Genomic DNA, 19,117 nt, shown 5'->3' with positions numbered 1-19,117 from the left:
GAAGAGAAAGCAAACCAAATCATTGCAGATCTTCAAGCAAACCCAGCGAACATCGCATCACGTAAAGCATCGCAAAACGCGCTAGAAGCGTTTGGTAAAATGCTGCCAGAATTCATGGGCGGCTCAGCTGACCTAGCGCCTTCTAACCTCACCATGTGGTCGGGTTCTAAATCGCTAGAAGCAAACGACTTCTCTGGTAACTACATCCACTACGGTGTACGTGAATTTGGTATGACTGCGATCATGAACGGTATCGCACTGCACGGTGGTTTCGTACCTTACGGCGCAACATTCCTAATGTTCATGGAATACGCTCGTAACGCAATGCGCATGGCGGCGCTGATGAAAGTACAAAACATCCAAGTGTACACGCACGATTCTATCGGTCTTGGCGAAGATGGCCCAACTCACCAACCCGTTGAGCAAATCGCATCGCTACGTCTAACGCCAAACATGAGCACATGGCGTCCATGTGACCAAGTGGAATCTGCAGTGGCATGGAAACTGGCGATTGAACGTAAAGATGGTCCATCAGCACTGATTTTCTCTCGTCAAAACCTAGCACAGCAACCACGCAGCGCTGATCAAGTGGCAGACATCGCCAAAGGTGGTTACATCCTGAAAGACAGCGATGGCAAACCTGAGCTCATCCTAATCGCAACAGGTTCTGAAGTTGAGCTAGCAGTGAAAGCGGCTGAGCAACTCACGGCTGAAGGTAAGAAAGTACGCGTGGTTTCAATGCCAGCTACTGATACTTTCGACAAGCAAGACGCGGCTTACCGTGAAGCAGTGCTGCCATCAGACGTAACGGCACGTATCGCTATCGAAGCGGGTATTGCTGACTTCTGGTACAAGTACGTTGGCTTCGACGGTCGTATCATCGGTATGACGACTTTCGGTGAATCTGCGCCTGCTGACCAATTGTTCGAAATGTTCGGTTTCACGGTAGAAAATGTGGTGAACACAGCGAAAGAACTGCTAGCGTAAGCTGAAGAGGATAAAAGAAAAACCGAGCGTCAAAGCTCGGTTTTTTTGTACCTATTCAAACTCGTTGCCCCAGTTATCTTTCTCTTTCTGACCACATACTTTGCATGTGACGTAGCGATCCATATCATAATAGTGACCGCCATTAATCAGTGTGTGAGCCCAGAGCTTTAGAGTTCCTAATACCGTTTTATCAGTATCATAACGGCTTGGCTTTCTGACGAGAATTTCAGAGTGAGCCGTTTCTTTATTGCACGCTTTACAAAAGTGAGTCGCGGGGTAACCAGACATACGCATTTCCTTTGGTAATAAAACGATAAACTAAAATGCCAACGAAATGCCTTCAATCAATCTGAAATATATTCATAACCCAAATGATAATAAAAGGGAAGCCACAGATTAACTCGACTGAGATCACTTACTTAATGCGCTTAGCTCGCATATCGGGTAGTATCTGTGACACGAATTTTTTGGTGAGGCGAGGATAGATGCTAAAAGTTGCGATCAATGGATTTGGACGTATCGGTCGTAATGTTCTGCGCGCCGTGTATGAAAGCGGTAAGCATCAACAAATTAAAGTGGTCGCGGTTAATGAGCTTGCTCAGCCAGAAGCCATGGCTCACTTGCTGCAATATGACACCAGTCACGGTCGATTTGGCAAGAGAATCTCCCACGATCAAGAACATCTCTACGTACATCATGACGCTTGCCCTCAAAGTAAGGGAGAATTCGATGCTATCCGTATTCTGCACCTTTCCGAAATCAATCTGCTGCCTTGGCGTGACCTTGAGGTCGATCTGGTTCTCGATTGTACGGGCGTATTTGGCTGTCAGGCCGATGGGCAAGAACACATCAAAGCCGGAGCGAAGAAGGTACTGTTTTCGCATCCAGGTGCCAGCGACCTCGACAACACCATCATCTATGGTGTTAACCATGAAACTTTGAAAGCCGATCACAACGTTGTTTCCAACGGTTCGTGTACCACTAACTGTATTGTGCCGATCATAAAAGTGTTGGACGAGGCATTTGGTATTGAATCTGGCACCATTACCACCATTCACTCTTCGATGAATGATCAACAAGTGATTGATGCCTATCATAGCGATTTACGTCGTACCCGAGCTGCAAGCCAATCCATCATTCCAGTTGATACCAAGTTGCATAAGGGAATTGAAAGAATCTTCCCGAAATTTTCCAACAAATTTGAAGCCATTTCAGTGAGAGTGCCGACAGTAAACGTCACTGCAATGGATTTAAGTGTCACGATTAATACAAATGTGAAAGTTAATGACGTAAATCAAACCATTGTTAACGCATCTCAGTGTACATTACGTGACATTGTTGACTATACTGAAGCGCCGCTCGTTTCCATCGACTTTAATCATGATCCCCATAGCGCGATTGTCGATGGTAGCCAAACTCGAGTCAGTAACGGGCATTTGGTGAAAATGCTGGTTTGGTGCGATAACGAATGGGGCTTTGCGAACCGTATGCTGGATACTGCGCTCGCAATGCAAGCTGCCAAATAGTCGTATCGGTAGCCTCGGAGATAATTTATTTTTAGCCTTGAAATAAATTTGTAGTGACTCCATATCAATAACCAGTTTGAAGAATTAACAGGCTTGGCAGGGTTGCCGAGTTTTCAAAAACTTTATTTTTAATATTTGAGAGGACACATCATGTCTGTAATCAAGATGACTGACCTGGATCTAGCAGGTAAACGTGTATTCATCCGTGCTGACCTAAACGTGCCAGTAAAAGACGGTAAAGTAACTTCTGATGCACGTATCATCGCATCTCTTCCTACTATCAAGCTATGTCTAGAAGCTGGCGCGAAAGTAATGGTCACTTCTCACCTAGGTCGTCCTACTGAAGGTGAATACGCAGAAGAGTTCTCTCTACAACCAGTTGTTAACTATCTAAACGACGCGCTAGATTGCGAAGTGAAACTGGCTAAAGATTACCTAGATGGTCTTGAGCTAAACGCTGGTGAACTTGTTGTTCTTGAAAACGTTCGCTTTAACAAAGGCGAGAAGAAAAACGACGAAGAACTTTCTAAGAAATACGCGGCACTATGTGACGTATTCGTAATGGATGCATTCGGTACCGCTCACCGCGCACAAGCGTCAACTCACGGTGTGGGTATGTTTGCTGAAGTAGCGTGTGCTGGTCCTCTACTTGCTGCTGAACTAGAAGCACTAGGCAAAGCAATGAGCAACCCAGAGCGCCCGCTAGTTGCTATCGTTGGTGGTTCAAAAGTGTCTACTAAACTAACGGTTCTTGAGTCACTATCTAAAATCGCTGACCAACTTGTTGTTGGTGGTGGTATCGCGAACACATTCATCGCAGCTGAAGGTCACAATGTAGGTAAGTCTCTATACGAAGCGGATCTTGTCGAAACTGCACAAAAACTGATGAAAGAGTGTGCAATTCCTGTCGCGACTGACGTAGCGTGTGCGAAAGCATTCGACGAAAACGCAGAAGCGGAAATCAAACATGTTTCTGAAGTACAAGACGACGACATGATCTTCGACCTTGGTCCAGACTCAACGGCAGCACTAGCTGAAATCATCGCAAACGCGAAAACTATCCTGTGGAATGGCCCTGTTGGTGTATTCGAGTTCAAAAACTTCGAAGCGGGTACAAAAGGTATTTCTGAAGCGATCGCTCAGTCTCCAGCATTCTCTGTAGCAGGTGGTGGCGATACTCTAGCGGCTATCGACAAGTTCGGTATCAAAGCGGACGTATCTTACATCTCTACTGGCGGTGGTGCGTTCCTTGAGTTTGTAGAAGGTAAAGTACTTCCTGCGGTTGAAATGCTAGAAGCACGCGCTAAGTAATTAAACGAAGGCGGGGGTAACTCTCCCGCTTTCTTGTTTGCGGCACATCTCATTTTTGCTAGAATAGCGCGAGTTGTGAGCAAACGTTTGCAAGAATTTAAACTTAACGAGTTTTATTTTTAAAACGACAGATAAATAGGATTACATCCATGTCTAAGATCTTCGATTTCGTAAAACCAGGTGTTATCTCTGGTGATGACGTTCAGAAAGTATTTGAAGTAGCAAAAGAAAACAATTTCGCTCTTCCAGCTGTAAACGTAGTAAACACTGACTCAATCAACGGTGTTCTTGAAGCAGCTTCTAAAGTGAAAGCGCCAGTTGTTGTTCAATTCTCTAACGGCGGTGCTGCTTTCTTCGCTGGTAAAGGCGTGAAACTTGAAGGTCAAGGCGCTCAAATCCTTGGTGCTATCGCTGGTGCGAAATACGTACACGCAGTTGCTGAAGCTTACGGTGTGCCAGTAATCCTACACACAGACCACGCTGCTAAGAAACTTCTACCATGGATCGATGGTCTACTAGACGCAGGTGAAGAGTTCTTCGCTCAAACTGGTAAACCTCTATTCTCTTCTCACATGATCGACCTTTCTGAAGAGTCTCTAGAAGAGAACATCGAAATCTGTGCTAAGTACCTAGCGCGTATGGAAAAAATGGGTATGACTCTAGAGTTTGAACTAGGTTGTACTGGTGGTGAAGAAGACGGCGTAGACAACTCTCACATGGATCAGTCTGAGCTATACACTTCTCCAGAAGACGTTGCTTACGCTTACGAGAAACTGATCCCAATCAGCCACCGTTTCACTATCGCAGCATCTTTCGGTAACGTGCACGGTGTTTACCAAGCAGGTAACGTTGTTCTAACTCCAACTATCCTACGTGATTCTCAAGCTTACTGTTCTGAGAAATTTGGTATCGCTCCAAACGCACTAAACTTCGTATTCCACGGTGGTTCTGGTTCTTCTGAAGCAGAAATCAAAGAGTCTATCAGCTACGGTGTTATCAAAATGAACATCGATACTGATACTCAGTGGGCAACTTGGGATGGTATTCGTCAGTACGAAGCGAAGAACCACGATTACCTACAAGGTCAAATCGGTAACCCAACTGGTGAATCTGCGCCAAACAAGAAATACTACGATCCACGTGTATGGCTACGTGCTGGCCAAGAGTCAATGGTTGCTCGTCTAGAGAAAGCATTCGCTGACCTTAACGCAGTTGACGTACTGTAATTCTGAACAGAATGATTTGCAGACAAACCCGCTCTCTGAGCGGGTTTTTTTATACTGCTCGCTAATGGATAGAAAAACTCTGGCACAGTTTGAAATAATTGCTTACTCTTGATCTGCGATATTAAAAGGAGTGTAAATCTCTGTTTTGACAGCTTTTGCAAAAACCTGACTTTGCAAAATGTCAAAAATAAGATATCGTGCCAAAATTCTGACGTATATTCAGATGACTAACAAGAACGGCGTATATGTCGCCAGTACCATTTTTAAAGTCATAACTTGAGGAATAACATTATGGCAGGTGAAACAGTGGGGATTGATACCTCATTAGTGGATGGTCTAAATCAGGCTGAAACTTGGCTAACTAACAACTCCGATCTACTGATTCAGTACGGTGTGAACATTATTTCTGCGATCGTCATTCTGTTCATTGGTAACATCATTGTGAAAGCCGTTGCGAACAGTGTGGCGAAAGTTCTCAATAAGAAAGAAATGGACAAAGCGGTAGTGGAGTTTATCCACGGTTTAGTTCGTTACTTGCTGTTTGTTATCGTATTGATTGCGGCTTTAGGTCGTGTTGGCGTTGAAACTGCTTCTGTTGTTGCAGTGATCGGTGCGGCGGGTCTTGCTGTTGGCCTTGCTTTACAAGGTTCTCTATCAAACTTTGCTGCTGGTGTTTTGATCGTTGCATTCCGTCCGTTTAAATCGGGTGACTACGTGGAAATTAGCGGTGTCGCAGGTTCTGTTGAAGCGATTCAGATCTTCCAAACGGTATTGAAAACGCCTGACAATAAGATGGTGGTAGTGCCTAACTCTGGCGTTATCGGTGGTGCGATCACTAACTATTCTCGCCATGCGACACGTCGTGTCGATCTAACTATCGGCGTTTCATATAAATCAGATCTGAAAAAAACCAAGCAAGTGATCCGTGAGACGCTAGAAAAAGATGCACGTGTTTTGAAAGATCCAGACATGACGATCGGTGTTGTTGCACTTGCAGATTCATCGGTGAACTTTGTGGTTCGCCCATGGTGTAAAACAGAAGATTACTGGGCAGTGTATTTTGATTCGATGCAGGCTATTAAAGAAGCATTAGATGCAAATGGTATCGAGATCCCATTCCCACAAATGGATGTCCATCTAAACAAAGTCGACTAACGATTGTTATCGAAAGCCACTCAAAGCCACGATTTATATCGTGGCTTTTGTGTATGTCTCGAATAAACAGTTAACATAAAAAAAGGCACTAAACAGTGCCTTTTATGCTTGAACTCTCTATAGACTATAGAGATTCAGTAAACGTACGAGCAATGACGTCACGCTGTTGTTCTGGTGTTAGTGAGTTGAAACGCACAGCATAACCCGATACACGGATGGTTAGCTGTGGGTATTTCTCTGGGTGCGCAACTGCATCTTCTAGCGTTTCACGTTTTAGAACGTTCACGTTTAGGTGTTGACCACCTTCAATGCGTGGTGCTGTTTCGATAGCCACTTCACGGCTTTCAAACTCACCTAGCTCGTTAATTGCAACGATTTGATCGGCTTCGTAGCCAGAAACTGCCGCTACACAGCGAGCTTCATTTTTCTCGCTATCTAGAAGCCAGATTGAGTTTAGTAGGTCATCGTTTGCTGCTTTAGTAATTTGGATACCTTGGATCATCACTATCTCCTAGTCCACTTACGTGGTGATTATTGGTGTTAATTTTCGAATTTTGTCGAGCTGAGTATTATATAGCTAATATCCATTATAATAGTATTGATTTAGGTCAAAAAACAACTAAAAACATTAATTTTGTGATGGTTATTTTATTGAGTTAAATCAATAAACCCTTTAAAAATTATCAATTACGATTTATTTGATAACATCAAAAATAGTTAAGTGTTAATTTTGTTGTAAATTTACTACAAAATTAATTGGAAATTTGACTGAACTAAGCTAAATGGTTGTAATTAGCCCCTTATCTTGAAAGTGTTAAGTGATTAAATGACAAACAGCAAAAACCGTTTTGGTAACAAATTTATTGGCGCGCATGTTTCAGCGGCGGGCGGGGTTGACAATGCACCTCTGCGGGCGCGTGAGATTGGCGCAAACGCGTTTGCTTTGTTCACGAAGAATCAACGCCAATGGGTTGCCAAGCCATTAGAAGAGAAAACCATCTCGGCGTTCAAAGCCAATTGCGCGTTGTTGGGTTTTTCTCCACAGCAAATTCTTCCCCATGATTCTTATCTTATTAATTTAGGTGCGCCAGAAGCAGAGAAGCTGGAAAAGTCTCGTCTCGCGTTTATTGATGAAATGGAGCGATGCCAGCAGCTAGGGTTGAACTTACTCAATTTCCACCCAGGCAGCCATTTGGAGAAGATCTCAGAAAAAGCGTGTTTGTCTTTAATCGCAGAATCGATCAACTTAGCGCATCAAGCGGTACCTGATGTGGTGGCGGTGATAGAGAACACGGCCGGACAAGGTTCCAACTTAGGTTGGCGATTTGAGCACCTTGCAGAAATCATTGAGCAGGTTGAAGATAAGAGTCGAGTTGGGGTTTGTTTGGATACCTGCCACACCTTTGCCGCAGGCTATGATCTGCGAACTCCTGAGGCGTGTGAGGCGACCTTCGCTGAGTTTGAACGTGTGGTCGGAATGCACTATTTACGTGCAATGCATATTAATGATTCAAAAGTAAAATTAGCCAGTAAGGTGGATAGGCACCATGCCCTAGGGAAAGGTGAAATTGGCTGGGACTGTTTTGAATACATTGCGAAAGACAGCCGTTTTGATTCTATCCCATTGATTTTAGAAACTATTGAACCTGAACTTTGGCCGCAAGAAATTGAGCAGTTGAGAAAATATCATCTCTCTTCAATCGCTTAGCGCTTTTTGTCATCAGATTGGCATCTTTCTTTCATAGCAAACAAGAACAATAGTGTTTATCGAGTTTGTTACAGGAGGATGCCACTATGTTTACAACCATGATGTTCCATTCCACTTACGTTGTGCGTTCTGTCGCAAGACGGCCAATACCGAACCGTCATATTACCGGGCAGGGGCATGCAAGAACGCCACAAAAAAGCCCACAAAGTCACGAAAAAAACCAATAGCTTGTGATGAATTTGGTTAGGGGAGTGACCTGACATAGAATAACCGCCTGATGGTTTTCAATAGGATTCTCCCCATGACACAGCAACTCACTTGGCACGAGGTAATTGGTGCGGAAAAAGAGCAAAGCTATTTTCAACAGACACTCAATTTTGTTGAAGCAGAGCGACAAGCTGGCAAAGTGATTTACCCTCCAGCAAAGGATGTCTTCAATGCCTTTCGTTATACCGAGTTTCAAGATGTCAAAGTGGTGATCTTAGGACAGGATCCTTACCATGGCCCCAATCAAGCTCATGGTTTGTGTTTTTCAGTATTACCGGGTATCAAGACACCTCCTTCTTTGGTAAATATGTACAAAGAGTTGGCGCAGGATATCCAGGGCTTTCAGATCCCGGCGCATGGTTACCTTGAAGCTTGGGCTAAACAAGGCGTATTGCTGCTCAATACGGTGCTTACGGTGGAGCAGGGCAAAGCGCATTCACACGCTTCATTAGGATGGGAAACATTCACTGACAAAGTGATTGAGGCGATCAATCAGCATCAACAAGGTGTTGTATTCCTATTGTGGGGATCGCACGCACAGAAAAAAGGCCGCTTTATTGATCGCCATAAGCATGTGGTTCTCACCGCGCCACACCCATCCCCTCTTTCTGCTCACCGCGGCTTTTTGGGTTGTAAGCATTTTTCACAAGCGAATCAACATTTACTTGATCAAGGAAAGCAAGCGATAGACTGGCAACTGCCTTTGTCGCTCTAAGCACATTTGAATGTAATCTCGTAGAAAACGATGGTTTTTTGAGCAGCATCTAAGCCGGATGGCGTTCTATCTTATACACTTACAACAAATGAGGTGTTAAGGAGAAACGCTATGATGATTGAACGGATAAGACGCGAACACGGTTACATTGTGCGCATGCTCGCTATATTGCGCCATAAAGTGGAGTTACTCAAAAATGAGCAACCTATTAACTACAGTTTGGTCGCCGAGATTGTCGCCTATTTATCTGATCATGCGGAAAAGGTGCACCATCCGAAAGAAGATATCCTTTATCGTCATTATTTAGAGCACTACGGCGCGCAGAGAACCATTGAAAACCTAGAGCTTGAACACAAAGAATTAGCAAAGAAAACTGCGGCCTTTGCTGATGTGGTGCATATGATTTTGAACGATGCTGTGGTGCCACAAGCAATGTTCATTGAGCAGTTAGAGACGTTTATCTCATCACAACGGCAACATTTGGATATTGAAGAGCGCTTGATTTTGCCATTGATCGCCGAGTCTTTTACCACACAAGATTGGCAACAAGTGGAATCGCAATGGCTGGTTAATGAAGACGATCCAGTCTTTGGTGAAACCATTGCCGATCATTACCGACAACTGGCAGAGCGTGTGCAGAAAAGTGAAAAAGAGATGATCTAGCCCAAAATAAACAAAGGCACCTGTGAGAGGTGCCTTTTCGTTGAGTAAGAGTGTTATTTGTTGTTGGTTAATGTGGTTAGAGCTTAATATCTTCCAGTGAGTAGTCGTGACACATGTCCATATCACGCAGCTCTTTGAGTAAGTTACGACGGTCAAGCATCGCCTCAATTTCACGCCATTTCCTTTTTACTGGTTTAGAGCGCGTTTTCGTTGTGCTTGTTGTTTCAAAATCCAGTAAGTCATCTAGTTCAAAGCCATCCATAAGCCACCTCACATAAATCACCAGCGCTTGTGCAGTCACTAAGTACCACAGTTTCTTCGAGCATAACCATGATAGATTTCGCATTTGTGTCGGTATGATGAAGATTTCGATTAAAACTGAACACAGCATCACATTTTTCTTGTAACGAGCGCTCAAAAAGTGAGCGTTCGATCTCACGAAAACGATTAAATGAAAAGAATTTTAATGTTAACAGTGTGTGTGTTTATACAGTACGAAGTCAAAGAGAGGCGGGTAAGGATCCGAAAAGGCGTTTGTGAATTTCTCATCCACAACAGGTAAGTGAGCGAGGGGGCGTGGGGAAAGAGTAAAAGCCTTGTCACTCTTGGCTTAACAGAGAATTGACGCGAAATGAAAAACAAAATATTTCGATACATTTTGTTGTAATGGAATTGTTTGGTTTATGTAACTGTTTTTGATTCTTGACTCTGCCTTGTATGTTAATAAATGGTATAAAAATAGTGAAAAATAAAAAATTGAGTATACAGTTTCATATTGATTTTTACGTGGCTAGGCTGCATTATCCGCCCGTCAAAAAACGCTAGTACGTAAAACGGATGCATGAAGCGACATTTACGATTCTGGATTGCAGATAGAAAATAATAATTCACCAAGCTAATTTGACACTTGGTTAAGCAATCTGGTGGATGGCTCGGAAGCACAGACTAGCGCAACTCAATTTGAGGTAACGATGACAGACTTAATCAATCTTATGAATGACCTGCTTTGGGGCTCCATTCTTGTTTACTTGCTGGTCGGGGTGGGAATTTATTTCACGGTTCGACTCGGCTTCATTCAGTTCCGCCATTTTGGCCACATGTTTTCTGTGCTGAAAAACAGCCGTAAAGCGGACAGTGCTGGTATTTCCTCTTTTCAAGCGCTTTGTACCAGTTTGGCTGCTCGTGTTGGCACGGGTAATATGGCGGGTGTTGCCGTTGCACTGACCGTCGGCGGTCCTGGTGCGATTTTCTGGATGTGGCTCATTGCCATGCTGGGTATGGCGACATCGTTTGCTGAAAGTACTCTAGCTCAGCTCTACAAAACCAAAGATGACGATGGCAACTATCGTGGTGGTCCTGCTTACTACATGGAAAAAGGCCTTGGAATGCGCTGGATGGGGGTATTGTTCTCTATCTTCCTGATCATCGCTTTTGGTTTGGTGTTTAACGCGGTGCAAGCCAACTCGATTGCCAATGCGATGCAAAACGCCTTTGGCTGGGAAGCTTCTTCTGTTGGTATCGCTATTGTTGTGCTTTCTGGTGTGATCATCTTTGGTGGTATTAAGCGTATTGCACGTACCGCTGAGCTTATCGTTCCAGTGATGGCGTTGGCTTACCTTGCTTTAGCGCTGTTTGTGATGTTCTCTAACTTGGAGAAATTGCCAGACGTACTTATGCTGATCTTAAAGAGTGCTTTTGGCTTGCAAGAAGCGGCTGCGGGTGGTTTGGGTTATGCGATTGCACAAGCGATGATTAATGGTATCAAACGTGGCTTGTTCTCCAACGAAGCGGGTATGGGTTCCGCGCCAAATGCTGCGGCGTCAGCAACGCCATATCCTCCGCACCCTGCTTCTCAGGGGTACGTGCAAATGCTGGGCGTTTTTATGGACACCATTGTGATCTGTTCAGCGACCGTTGCGATTATTTTGATGTCTGGCGAGTACGTGCCGCATGGTGAGATCACGGGCATTGAATTGACTCAGTTGGCGTTAAGCTCGCAGGTGGGAAGTTGGGGAGGCATTTTTGTGGCAGTCGCGATTTTCTTCTTCGCGTTCACCTCCATCATTGCTAACTACTCTTACGCAGAAACCAACTTGGTCTTCTTGGAGCACAACCACAAAGCCGGTTTAAATGTCTTCCGTCTTGTGGTGCTAGGTCTTGTGGGCTTTGGTGCAGTTGCCCCATTGCCAGTGGTATGGGCGTTGGCTGATGTTTCCATGGGCATGATGGCGATTGTGAACTTAGTTGCGATCCTGCTGCTATCTGGCATCGTGATCAAACTGGCAAAAGATTACAACCGTCAGTTGAAAGCGGGTAAATTACCAACCTTCAATCCGGATGATTTCCCTGAGCTGAAATCTCAACTGGAAGACGGCATTTGGGACAACAACAAGAAAGACTAAGGTAGAAATCGAGAATTTCTATCACTGTGATTCGAAAAGCCGTGCAGACAATGCGCGGCTTTTTTTGTACCCTAGTCAAAAAGAAAATAAGGGAAAGAATCGTCATGCTTATCGTTGTTTCACCAGCTAAAACGCTCGACTACGAATCACCACTCGTGACCCACAAGTTCACTCAGCCAGAGCTCGTGGATTACTCAAAACAGTTGATTGAAGTTTGCCGCCAGTTGACGCCTGCGGATGTGGCTTCGTTGATGAAAGTGAGTGATAAAATCGCCGATCTCAATGTGGGTCGCTTCCAAGAGTGGAGCGAAGAATTCACTCCAGATAACGCGCGCCAAGCGATTCTGGCTTTTAAAGGTGATGTGTACACAGGGCTTGAAGCGGAAACGCTCAACGATGACGATTTTGATTACGCGCAAAAACATTTGCGTATGCTATCTGGGCTGTATGGGCTATTAAAGCCACTGGATCTGATGCAACCCTATCGCTTGGAGATGGGCACAAAATTAGCCAACCCCAAAGGCAGTAATCTTTATCAGTTTTGGGGCAATGTGATCACTGAGAAACTTAATGAGGCGATTGCGGCTCAAGGTGATAACGTGTTGATCAATCTTGCGTCCAATGAGTATTTTAAAGCGGTGAAACCGAAAGCCTTGGACGCGCAAGTGATCACGCCGATTTTTAAAGATGCGAAGAACGGTCAATACAAGGTCATTAGCTTTTTTGCTAAAAAGGCGCGAGGCATGATGGCGCGCTACATCATTGAAAATCGTATTTCGAGTGTGGCGGATTTGACTCAATTTGACAGTGCGGGTTACTACTTTGTCGAAGAAGAGTCGACTCCGACAGAATTGGTGTTTAAGCGCGAAGAGCAACACTGAGATTTGGCTGTAGCTAAGGTCTGAAAACAGAAAGGGTTGGCACAGTGCCAACCCTTTTACGTTATCGAACCATTACTTTTTCTTTTTGGTGCTTTTCTTTTTCACTGACGTTTTTTTATCGTCTTTTTTCTTTTTCTTCTTAAACACCGGCTTCTTGTGTTGAGGGCGAAGCTCTTTGACAAAGCGCTCTTTAATATCCTCTTTCACGTAGCGAGCTACGCGATCCATCATGGGTTGGTCGTGGGCTTCTACAATAGAGATTGCGTTGCCTTTCTTACCTGCGCGAGCGGTACGACCGATGCGGTGAAGGTAAACATCGGCACTGCGTGGCATGTCGAAGTTTACAACGTGTGACACGTCAGGCAAGTCGATACCACGAGCTGCGACATCCGTTGCAAGCAGTACATTCACACTGCCATCGCGGAAGCGAGCAATCGCGTTGTTACGACGATCTTGCGGCATTTCACCTTGAATCCAAGCGCAATTGACTTGTTCGCTTTCGAGGTGAGCACGTAGATCCGCCAGACGTTCACGTGTTTTGAGGAAAACAATCGTACGTTCCGCTTGGTTGTTGATGATGTCTTTCAGTAGCGCGAGCTTGTGCTCCATGCTATCTGCACGGTAATACCACTGGGTGATTTTTTTACGCTCGCGGCGCGAAGGCTCTGCATCAATGTCCGCAGGATCGTTCAGCAGATCCGCGGTAAAACCTTCCACCCCTTTGCCTTCTAGCGTTGCAGAGAAGAGCATGGTCTGTTTGCGCCAACGACACTCATTGGATAGGCGATCAACCGTTGGAGCAAAGCCCATGTCAAGCATGCGGTCTGCTTCGTCGAGGATCAGCCATTCGATCGCGCGGCAGTCAAAGCGTTCTGCTTGGATGTACTCCATCAAGCGGCCCGGTGTCGCCACCACGATATCTTGTGTGGTCGCAAGGATATCCGCATGTTCTTGGTATTGAACACCACCCGTGATGGTGAAAATGTTCAAACTGGTGTTTTTGGCAAGCGCACGAGCTTGATCGGCCACCTGCATGGCGAGTTCACGGGTTGGCGTGAGGATCAGAATTCGTGCTGGTCCAGGTTTACGGCGTGGAAAATCTTGCAAGTATTGCAGCGCAGGCAAGACAAATGCGGCGGTTTTTCCGGTTCCTGTCGGAGCGGAAGCAAGAATATCACGGCCTTCTAGGGCTTGTGGAATTGCTTCAGCTTGAATTTGAGTTGGGCGCTCGTAACCCATCTCTTCGATGGCAGCCAGCAAGTTTGGGTCAAGATCAAGATCGGCAAAGGTTCTGATCACAGTGTGTTCTCCACAAGCAATGCCCAATGATACAAAGTTCGATGGGCAGCAATAGTCTAAAAGGGCGAATATTATAGAGTGTTCGGTGATTTTGATCACACGTTATTTCTACATCTTGAGATAAAAATCTTGGCACAGGGCGATGAACGCATCGCTGTAGGTCGATCCGTTGTTGATCGTGAGATGCTCTTCACTCGTTGTTGCCGTGGATAAACCGAGTTCAAACAGTAAGCGATGAACAGGCTTATTCGGACTAGGCTTGACACGACATAGCCGATGTAGATGCCAACCTTGCTGTTGAGCGAGTTGCAGAAATTGTTCTCCCTCGGTCAGTGGCAACACAAAGTTGGCTTTGCCATTCGGGGTGAGTAATTCTCTGCAGCGCAATAACAGCACATCGTGGGCCAGAGTATCGGTATGCCTGGCGGTAGCACGCTGCGTCGCGTGGGCTTGTTCACCGCTATTAAAATAAGGCGGGTTACAAATAATGCCATCAAAACGATGTGTAAAATTGAGCTTGAGTACGTCACCGTGTTGCAAGTGAAGCCTTGAGTGCCAAGGGCTGTGGCTGAAGTTTTCTTGTGCGGCTTCCATGGCATGCGCGTCAATATCGACGGCTGTGATCGAAAGATGTGCGTATCGTTGAGCGCACATCAAGCTAAGCAATCCTGTCCCTGTACCAATATCGAGTAGATTTTGGCAGTAGTGGAAGTCGGCCCAAGCACCGAGCAAGACGCCATCAGTACTGACGGGCATACCAGAGTTGCTGCTGGCGATTGAAAACTGTTTAAATTTGAACCCTTTAGTTTTTAATGTGCCACTCTTCATGTTTATCTCTTCATTTTTCCTATTTTTAGATAGAAAAACCATTGTTAAGTATTTGTTTGAATTATTTCTCTATCTGTTATCACTTTGATGCGTTGTTGTGTAGCTTATCCGTCTAAATACAAATTGGATCTTGGTCACATTCACTGTGATACTGTCATTTATATAAATTAATATAGTGTTTTTTGGCTTAAAGGTTGCCAATTGGTGGTCGTTTCGTCATTATGCGCCCCTAAAATTAGCACAATCGTCGGTCGAAAGAGCGGCGAATGCATACACAACATCAATCAAAATTATTCTAAGGGTTATCTGTGAAGCAGACTTTAAAACTAACCGATATTATCGCAGTCGGCTTTATGCTGTTTGCGTTTTTCTTAGGAGCGGGCAACATTATTTTCCCTCCTCTAGCTGGTCAATTAGCTGGTGAACATCTGTTACCAGCGATGTCAGGTTTTCTTTTGACGGCAGTAGGTCTTCCTTTGATCACCATTATTGCTATTGCCGTTGCTGGTGGAACTTGGGATCACTTAACCAAAGATCTTCCTAAACAAGCAGCAACATTGATGGCGGTGTTGATCTTTATCATCATCGGCCCTGCTTTTGCTGCGCCACGTACTGGCCTAGTGGCCTATGAAATGGCGGTGAAGCCTTTTTTCGCTGATGCGCTTCAGTCACATTTGACGATTTTCTCGATTCTTTTCTTTGCGGTGGCGATGTTCTTCTCGTGGTCGCAAGGTAAGTTGATTGACGTCATCGGTAAAGTATTAACGCCAGTGCTGTTTGTTGGCCTGATTATTTTGGCGCTTGCGGTATTTATTGATCCCCAGGGTGAAATGCTTGCTGCAAAAGGTGAGTACCTAACACAGCCACTCACCAAAGGCTTCCTTGAAGGTTACAACACCATGGATACGTTTGGCTCACTGATGTTCGGCATGTTGATCGTTGATGCGCTGCGCAGCCGTGGTATTACGGAGCGTTCTGCAACGACTAAATACCTGATTTACGCAGGTTTCATTGCTGCAGCCGGTCTGGCATTTGTTTACATCTCATTGTTCTACCTTGGCGCAACGAGCGCGGCGGTGGCCTCTAGTGCAGACAACGGTGGCGTGGTTCTCAGCCTATACGTTCAAGCGCTGTTTGGTCCTTATGGTCAAATCGTGTTGTCTGTAATTGTACTGCTTGCGTGTTTAACCACTGCAATTGGTCTGATCTCAGCGTGTTCAGATTACTTCAGTTCACTGACTCCGCTTTCATACAAAGCGTGGGTTGTGATCAATGGCGTTGCTTGTGCTGTGGTGGCGAATGTTGGTCTTGCGCAGCTTATCTCTCTGTCTGTGCCGGTCCTGTTTGCACTATACCCAGTGGCCATTGCGTTGGTGGCACTGACTTTCGTGCGTAAGAAATTACCAAACCCACAAGTGGCGTACCGCGTGGTTATCCTTGTTTCACTGTTGTTTGCCTTGATTGATGCAGCAAAAGTGGCGGGCGTGGATGTGTCTGCATTCAAAGTACTGCCGCTATTTGAAGTGGGCATGGCGTGGTTGCTGCCAACCATGACGGCGATTGTGTGTATGTTCTTTGTCAGCCGCTCTGTTCGTCAAGAACTGGCTGAAGAAGCCGCTTAATCGCTGCATTTTAAGAAAGCGTAAGACAATAAAAAGCCCGTCCAATGTGACGGGCTTTTTGCTGACTGCTGATTCACAAACTGGCTCGATTCAGAAAATTCGCCTTAAGCGTTACAGCTTGTCGTGAAATTCCGTTAGAACTTGCTCAATCCAAGTTTCAATGCGCTCGTCGCTCAATTCGTATTGGGAATCTTCATCGAGCGCCAAGCCAACAAAGTGGCTGCCATCTTCAGTGAGGGCTTTAGAGGCTTCAAATTGGTAGCCTTGATTTGGCCAATAGCCAATAAACTCCGCACCTACCGCTTTAAGCTCATCGTGCAGCAATCCCATCGCGTCGAGATACCATTCACCATAACCTTCTTGGTCACCGAGACCGAACAGTGCGATGGTTTTACCTTGCACAGGCGAGGAGGCGAGATCGTGCCAAATGGCGGCCCAATCTTCTTGAATTTCGCCAAAATCCCAAGTGGAAATGCCTAGAAGCAGCAGGTCATAGTCTGCCATTTGTGCGAGGTCGCACTCTTTGACATTATGGATCTCAACCAAGTCATCCCCCAAAATGGCGCGCATTTTTTCTGCCGCCATTTCGGTGTAACAGGTGGTTGAGCCGTAAAAAAGTCCGATTTTCATCTGCGTTATCAGTACTGTTTTGCCATGCGATGGCGAATTCTACCTCGATTCTGCGGAGGATTGCAGCGAATATCGCGTCCGAATGGATTTTTTATAGCATTAAATCTGTGGCTGTCTTACTCTCAGCACTGTTGATTTACAATGATTTAAGGTGTGTCCATGCAACAAACGGCATCGGTTAATATGCAAGATTTTGGCTACGTAGAGCAATTTCTCGATGCGATGTGGATGGAGCGAGGCCTCGCAGAGAATACGTTGGCCTCTTACCGCAACGATCTGATGAAGTTATTGCAGTGGATGGAGGCGAATCATTATCGGCTCAATTTCATCAGCCTGTCTGGGCTTCAGCAATACCAAAGCTATTTGGTGGATCAAGACTACAAGCAGACTTCAAGAGCGCGGATGTTGTCAGCGATTCGTCGTCTGTTTCAATATCTCCATCGAGAAAAAGTGCGCGCCGATGATCCTAGTGCCCTATTGGTCAGCCCTAAATTGCCGCAACGTTTGCCAAAAGACATCAGTGAAGAGCAGGTCGATGCGTTATTGGATGCGCCCGATCCGAATGATCCGGTGGAACTGCGTGACAAAGCCATGCTTGAGCTACTGTATGCCACGGGGTTGCGTGTTACCGAGCTGGTGAGTTTAACCATGGAAAACATCAGCTTGCGTCAAGGTGTGGTGCGGGTGACGGGTAAAGGTGGCAAAGAGCGCTTAGTGCCCATGGGGGAAAATGCCATCGACTGGATCGAAACCTTTATCAAACAAGGTCGTCCGGCGTTATTGGGTGAAACCTCTTCGGATGTGGTGTTTCCAAGTAAGCGTGCCAGACAAATGACCAGACAAACCTTTTGGCATCGCATCAAATTCTATGCGGTGATTGCAGGTATCGATACTGATCATTTGTCACCACACGTTTTGAGGCACGCTTTCGCCACCCATTTATTGAACTATGGGGCCGATCTCAGGGTCGTACAGATGCTGCTTGGTCATAGTGACTTATCGACCACGCAAATTTATACTCACGTGGCAACAGAACGACTAAAACAGATTCATAGCCAACATCATCCGCGTGCTTAACGCGGAATAACGACAAGGTGATTTTAATGAGCGTATTACGCCGACTAACTCTTTTAACTCTTCCTCTCTTTGTGACGGCCTGCGGTGCTGAAGAAAGCCAAGCTGTCGAAACCGCTCAGCCTGCTGCACAAGTGGCGGCGAACACGCATTTTGATAGCGAAGCTCTCAAAGCTCGTTTTTCAAAGTTGGGCCTGAACATCATGGATATTCAACCTTCGGATGTGGCGGGTTTAGTCGAAATTCAAACCAGTGGCGGGGTGTTATTTGCGTCTAATGACGGCAGCCACTTTATCGCTGGAACCTTGTATGCCATTGACGAAAATGGTCAATACAAGGACGTGCTTGCAGAACGCCAAGCGCCGCTCAACGCCAAGAAAATTGCTGAATTTGCTGACAGCGCGATCGAGTACAAAGCCAAAGATGAAAAATACGTGGTGACGGTGTTTACCGACATTACTTGCGGTTACTGCGTTCGTCTACACAGCCAGATGCAGGGCTACAATGATTTAGGTATCACCGTGCGTTATATGGCATACCCACGCCAAGGTGGCACGGGCCCTGTGGCAGAACAAATGGCGGGCATCTGGTGTGCCGCTAATCCACAAGAAGCGATGCATGATGCTAAAGTGAACCGCAAATTTGCCCCAGCGAAAAATGATTTACAGCAGTGCAAGCAGACCGTGGCTCAACATTACCAACTTGGTCAGCAACTCGGTATTACAGGCACGCCTGCGATTTTCTTGCCAAATGGTGAGCTGGTTGCTGGTTACTTGCCACCAGAAAAACTGCTAGAGCGTTTACAGCAACCATAAACCTTCAA

At 45.6% G+C, this 19,117-nt stretch carries 19 protein-coding genes; 13 read left to right on the top strand and 6 right to left on the bottom strand.

The genetic code is table 11. From position 1 onward, the window contains the following. Positions 1–987: transketolase C-terminal domain-containing protein (locus FC652_RS07580; protein ID WP_303396462.1), on the top strand; the 987-nt coding region annotated here is incomplete at its 5' end. A 51-nt stretch (positions 988–1,038) separates the two neighbouring features. Here FC652_RS07580 and FC652_RS07575 read toward each other — a convergent pair. Continuing rightward, the gene (locus tag FC652_RS07575) at positions 1,039–1,275 is read right to left on the bottom strand and encodes a hypothetical protein (RefSeq protein WP_176298099.1); all 237 of its coding nucleotides are present in this window, start codon (positions 1,273–1,275) and stop codon (positions 1,039–1,041) included. A 197-nt stretch (positions 1,276–1,472) separates the two neighbouring features. Between FC652_RS07575 and epd the strand changes: the two genes are divergently transcribed. The 4 genes from epd (at position 1,473) to mscS (ending at position 6,205) form a co-directional block, all read left to right on the top strand. Further along, a complete protein-coding gene (gene epd / locus FC652_RS07570) occupies positions 1,473–2,513 on the top strand; it encodes an erythrose-4-phosphate dehydrogenase (protein WP_176298098.1) in 1,041 nt (346 codons plus the stop codon). 150 nt (positions 2,514–2,663) lie between these two features. Continuing rightward, entirely contained in the window at positions 2,664–3,824 is a 1,161-nt protein-coding gene (locus tag FC652_RS07565) for a phosphoglycerate kinase (protein WP_011079476.1), read from the top strand. A gap of 149 nt (positions 3,825–3,973) precedes the next feature. Continuing rightward, positions 3,974–5,050, top strand: a complete 1,077-nt coding sequence (gene fbaA, locus FC652_RS07560; protein WP_011079477.1) for a class II fructose-bisphosphate aldolase — start codon at positions 3,974–3,976, stop codon at positions 5,048–5,050. 291 nt (positions 5,051–5,341) lie between these two features. Next, positions 5,342–6,205: a small-conductance mechanosensitive channel MscS gene (mscS, locus tag FC652_RS07555; RefSeq protein ID WP_176298097.1), complete on the top strand. Its 864-nt coding sequence runs from the start codon at positions 5,342–5,344 to the stop codon at positions 6,203–6,205. Between the two features lie 124 nt (positions 6,206–6,329). Here mscS and grcA read toward each other — a convergent pair whose 3' ends face one another. Continuing rightward, the gene (gene grcA, locus FC652_RS07550; RefSeq protein WP_176298096.1) at positions 6,330–6,707 is read right to left on the bottom strand and encodes an autonomous glycyl radical cofactor GrcA; all 378 of its coding nucleotides are present in this window, start codon (positions 6,705–6,707) and stop codon (positions 6,330–6,332) included. A 324-nt stretch (positions 6,708–7,031) separates the two neighbouring features. Between grcA and nfo the strand changes: the two genes are divergently transcribed. From nfo to FC652_RS07530, 3 genes are all read left to right on the top strand, one after another. Next, on the top strand, positions 7,032–7,913 hold the full coding sequence (gene nfo / locus FC652_RS07545; RefSeq protein WP_045596264.1) for a deoxyribonuclease IV: 882 nt from the start codon (positions 7,032–7,034) through the stop codon (positions 7,911–7,913). 301 nt (positions 7,914–8,214) lie between these two features. Continuing rightward, on the top strand, positions 8,215–8,895 hold the full coding sequence (gene ung, locus FC652_RS07535) for a uracil-DNA glycosylase (RefSeq protein WP_176298095.1): 681 nt from the start codon (positions 8,215–8,217) through the stop codon (positions 8,893–8,895). 111 nt (positions 8,896–9,006) lie between these two features. After that, on the top strand, positions 9,007–9,558 hold the full coding sequence (locus FC652_RS07530; RefSeq protein ID WP_176298094.1) for a hemerythrin domain-containing protein: 552 nt from the start codon (positions 9,007–9,009) through the stop codon (positions 9,556–9,558). Between the two features lie 76 nt (positions 9,559–9,634). Here the strand turns inward: FC652_RS07530 and FC652_RS07525 are convergent, their stop codons facing one another. Continuing rightward, complete coding sequence (locus tag FC652_RS07525) at positions 9,635–9,820, bottom strand: DUF3545 family protein (RefSeq protein WP_013572406.1); 186 nt, start codon at positions 9,818–9,820, stop codon at positions 9,635–9,637. Between the two features lie 709 nt (positions 9,821–10,529). Here FC652_RS07525 and FC652_RS07520 point away from each other — a divergent pair. Both FC652_RS07520 and yaaA read left to right on the top strand, forming a co-directional pair. Next, entirely contained in the window at positions 10,530–11,960 is a 1,431-nt protein-coding gene (locus tag FC652_RS07520; RefSeq protein ID WP_176298093.1) for a sodium:alanine symporter family protein, read from the top strand. A gap of 104 nt (positions 11,961–12,064) precedes the next feature. Continuing rightward, entirely contained in the window at positions 12,065–12,841 is a 777-nt protein-coding gene (gene yaaA, locus FC652_RS07515) for a peroxide stress protein YaaA (protein WP_043877069.1), read from the top strand. A gap of 72 nt (positions 12,842–12,913) precedes the next feature. Here the strand turns inward: yaaA and srmB are convergent, their stop codons facing one another. Together srmB and FC652_RS07505 are read right to left on the bottom strand one after the other, a co-directional pair. Continuing rightward, a complete protein-coding gene (gene srmB / locus FC652_RS07510; protein ID WP_176298092.1) occupies positions 12,914–14,140 on the bottom strand; it encodes an ATP-dependent RNA helicase SrmB in 1,227 nt (408 codons plus the stop codon). Between the two features lie 108 nt (positions 14,141–14,248). After that, positions 14,249–14,968 (bottom strand): tRNA1(Val) (adenine(37)-N6)-methyltransferase, encoded by a 720-nt coding sequence (locus FC652_RS07505; protein WP_176298091.1) that lies wholly within the window; start codon positions 14,966–14,968, stop codon positions 14,249–14,251. Positions 14,969–15,276: 308 nt separating this feature from the next. Here FC652_RS07505 and brnQ point away from each other — a divergent pair, with 308 nt between their 5' ends. Next, positions 15,277–16,590 (top strand): branched-chain amino acid transport system II carrier protein, encoded by a 1,314-nt coding sequence (gene brnQ / locus FC652_RS07500; RefSeq protein WP_176298090.1) that lies wholly within the window; start codon positions 15,277–15,279, stop codon positions 16,588–16,590. 111 nt (positions 16,591–16,701) lie between these two features. Here the strand turns inward: brnQ and fldB are convergent, their stop codons facing one another. Beyond that, on the bottom strand, positions 16,702–17,220 hold the full coding sequence (gene fldB, locus FC652_RS07495; protein WP_011078619.1) for a flavodoxin FldB: 519 nt from the start codon (positions 17,218–17,220) through the stop codon (positions 16,702–16,704). A 159-nt stretch (positions 17,221–17,379) separates the two neighbouring features. On the opposite strand from fldB, the gene xerD reads away from it, so the two are divergent. Together xerD and dsbC are read left to right on the top strand one after the other, a co-directional pair. Continuing rightward, positions 17,380–18,297 (top strand): site-specific tyrosine recombinase XerD, encoded by a 918-nt coding sequence (xerD, locus tag FC652_RS07490; RefSeq protein ID WP_176298089.1) that lies wholly within the window; start codon positions 17,380–17,382, stop codon positions 18,295–18,297. 26 nt (positions 18,298–18,323) lie between these two features. Beyond that, positions 18,324–19,109, top strand: coding sequence for a bifunctional protein-disulfide isomerase/oxidoreductase DsbC (dsbC, locus tag FC652_RS07485; RefSeq protein WP_176298088.1), 786 nt, complete (start codon positions 18,324–18,326; stop codon positions 19,107–19,109). Positions 19,110–19,117 lie beyond the last annotated feature (8 nt).

Source organism: Vibrio sp. 05-20-BW147 (genome assembly GCF_013369385.1).
GTDB lineage: Bacteria > Pseudomonadota > Gammaproteobacteria > Enterobacterales > Vibrionaceae > Vibrio > Vibrio floridensis.
The sequence above is the reverse complement of the archived record's forward strand: the minus strand, read 5'-3'. Positions and strand labels throughout refer to the sequence as shown.

Coding starts and splice junctions, on each gene's coding strand:
- fbaA (WP_011079477.1), top strand. CDS start 3,974: ATGTCTAAGATCTTCGATTTCGTAAAACCAGGTGTTATCTCTGGTGAT.
- yaaA (WP_043877069.1), top strand. CDS start 12,065: ATGCTTATCGTTGTTTCACCAGCTAAAACGCTCGACTACGAATCACCA.
- nfo (WP_045596264.1), top strand. CDS start 7,032: ATGACAAACAGCAAAAACCGTTTTGGTAACAAATTTATTGGCGCGCAT.
- fldB (WP_011078619.1), bottom strand. CDS start 17,220: ATGAAAATCGGACTTTTTTACGGCTCAACCACCTGTTACACCGAAATG.
- FC652_RS07565 (WP_011079476.1), top strand. CDS start 2,664: ATGTCTGTAATCAAGATGACTGACCTGGATCTAGCAGGTAAACGTGTA.
- FC652_RS07520 (WP_176298093.1), top strand. CDS start 10,530: ATGACAGACTTAATCAATCTTATGAATGACCTGCTTTGGGGCTCCATT.
- dsbC (WP_176298088.1), top strand. CDS start 18,324: ATGAGCGTATTACGCCGACTAACTCTTTTAACTCTTCCTCTCTTTGTG.
- xerD (WP_176298089.1), top strand. CDS start 17,380: ATGCAACAAACGGCATCGGTTAATATGCAAGATTTTGGCTACGTAGAG.
- FC652_RS07525 (WP_013572406.1), bottom strand. CDS start 9,820: ATGGATGGCTTTGAACTAGATGACTTACTGGATTTTGAAACAACAAGC.
- grcA (WP_176298096.1), bottom strand. CDS start 6,707: ATGATCCAAGGTATCCAAATTACTAAAGCAGCAAACGATGACCTACTA.
- mscS (WP_176298097.1), top strand. CDS start 5,342: ATGGCAGGTGAAACAGTGGGGATTGATACCTCATTAGTGGATGGTCTA.
- ung (WP_176298095.1), top strand. CDS start 8,215: ATGACACAGCAACTCACTTGGCACGAGGTAATTGGTGCGGAAAAAGAG.
- FC652_RS07530 (WP_176298094.1), top strand. CDS start 9,007: ATGATGATTGAACGGATAAGACGCGAACACGGTTACATTGTGCGCATG.
- FC652_RS07505 (WP_176298091.1), bottom strand. CDS start 14,968: ATGAAGAGTGGCACATTAAAAACTAAAGGGTTCAAATTTAAACAGTTT.
- FC652_RS07575 (WP_176298099.1), bottom strand. CDS start 1,275: ATGTCTGGTTACCCCGCGACTCACTTTTGTAAAGCGTGCAATAAAGAA.
- epd (WP_176298098.1), top strand. CDS start 1,473: ATGCTAAAAGTTGCGATCAATGGATTTGGACGTATCGGTCGTAATGTT.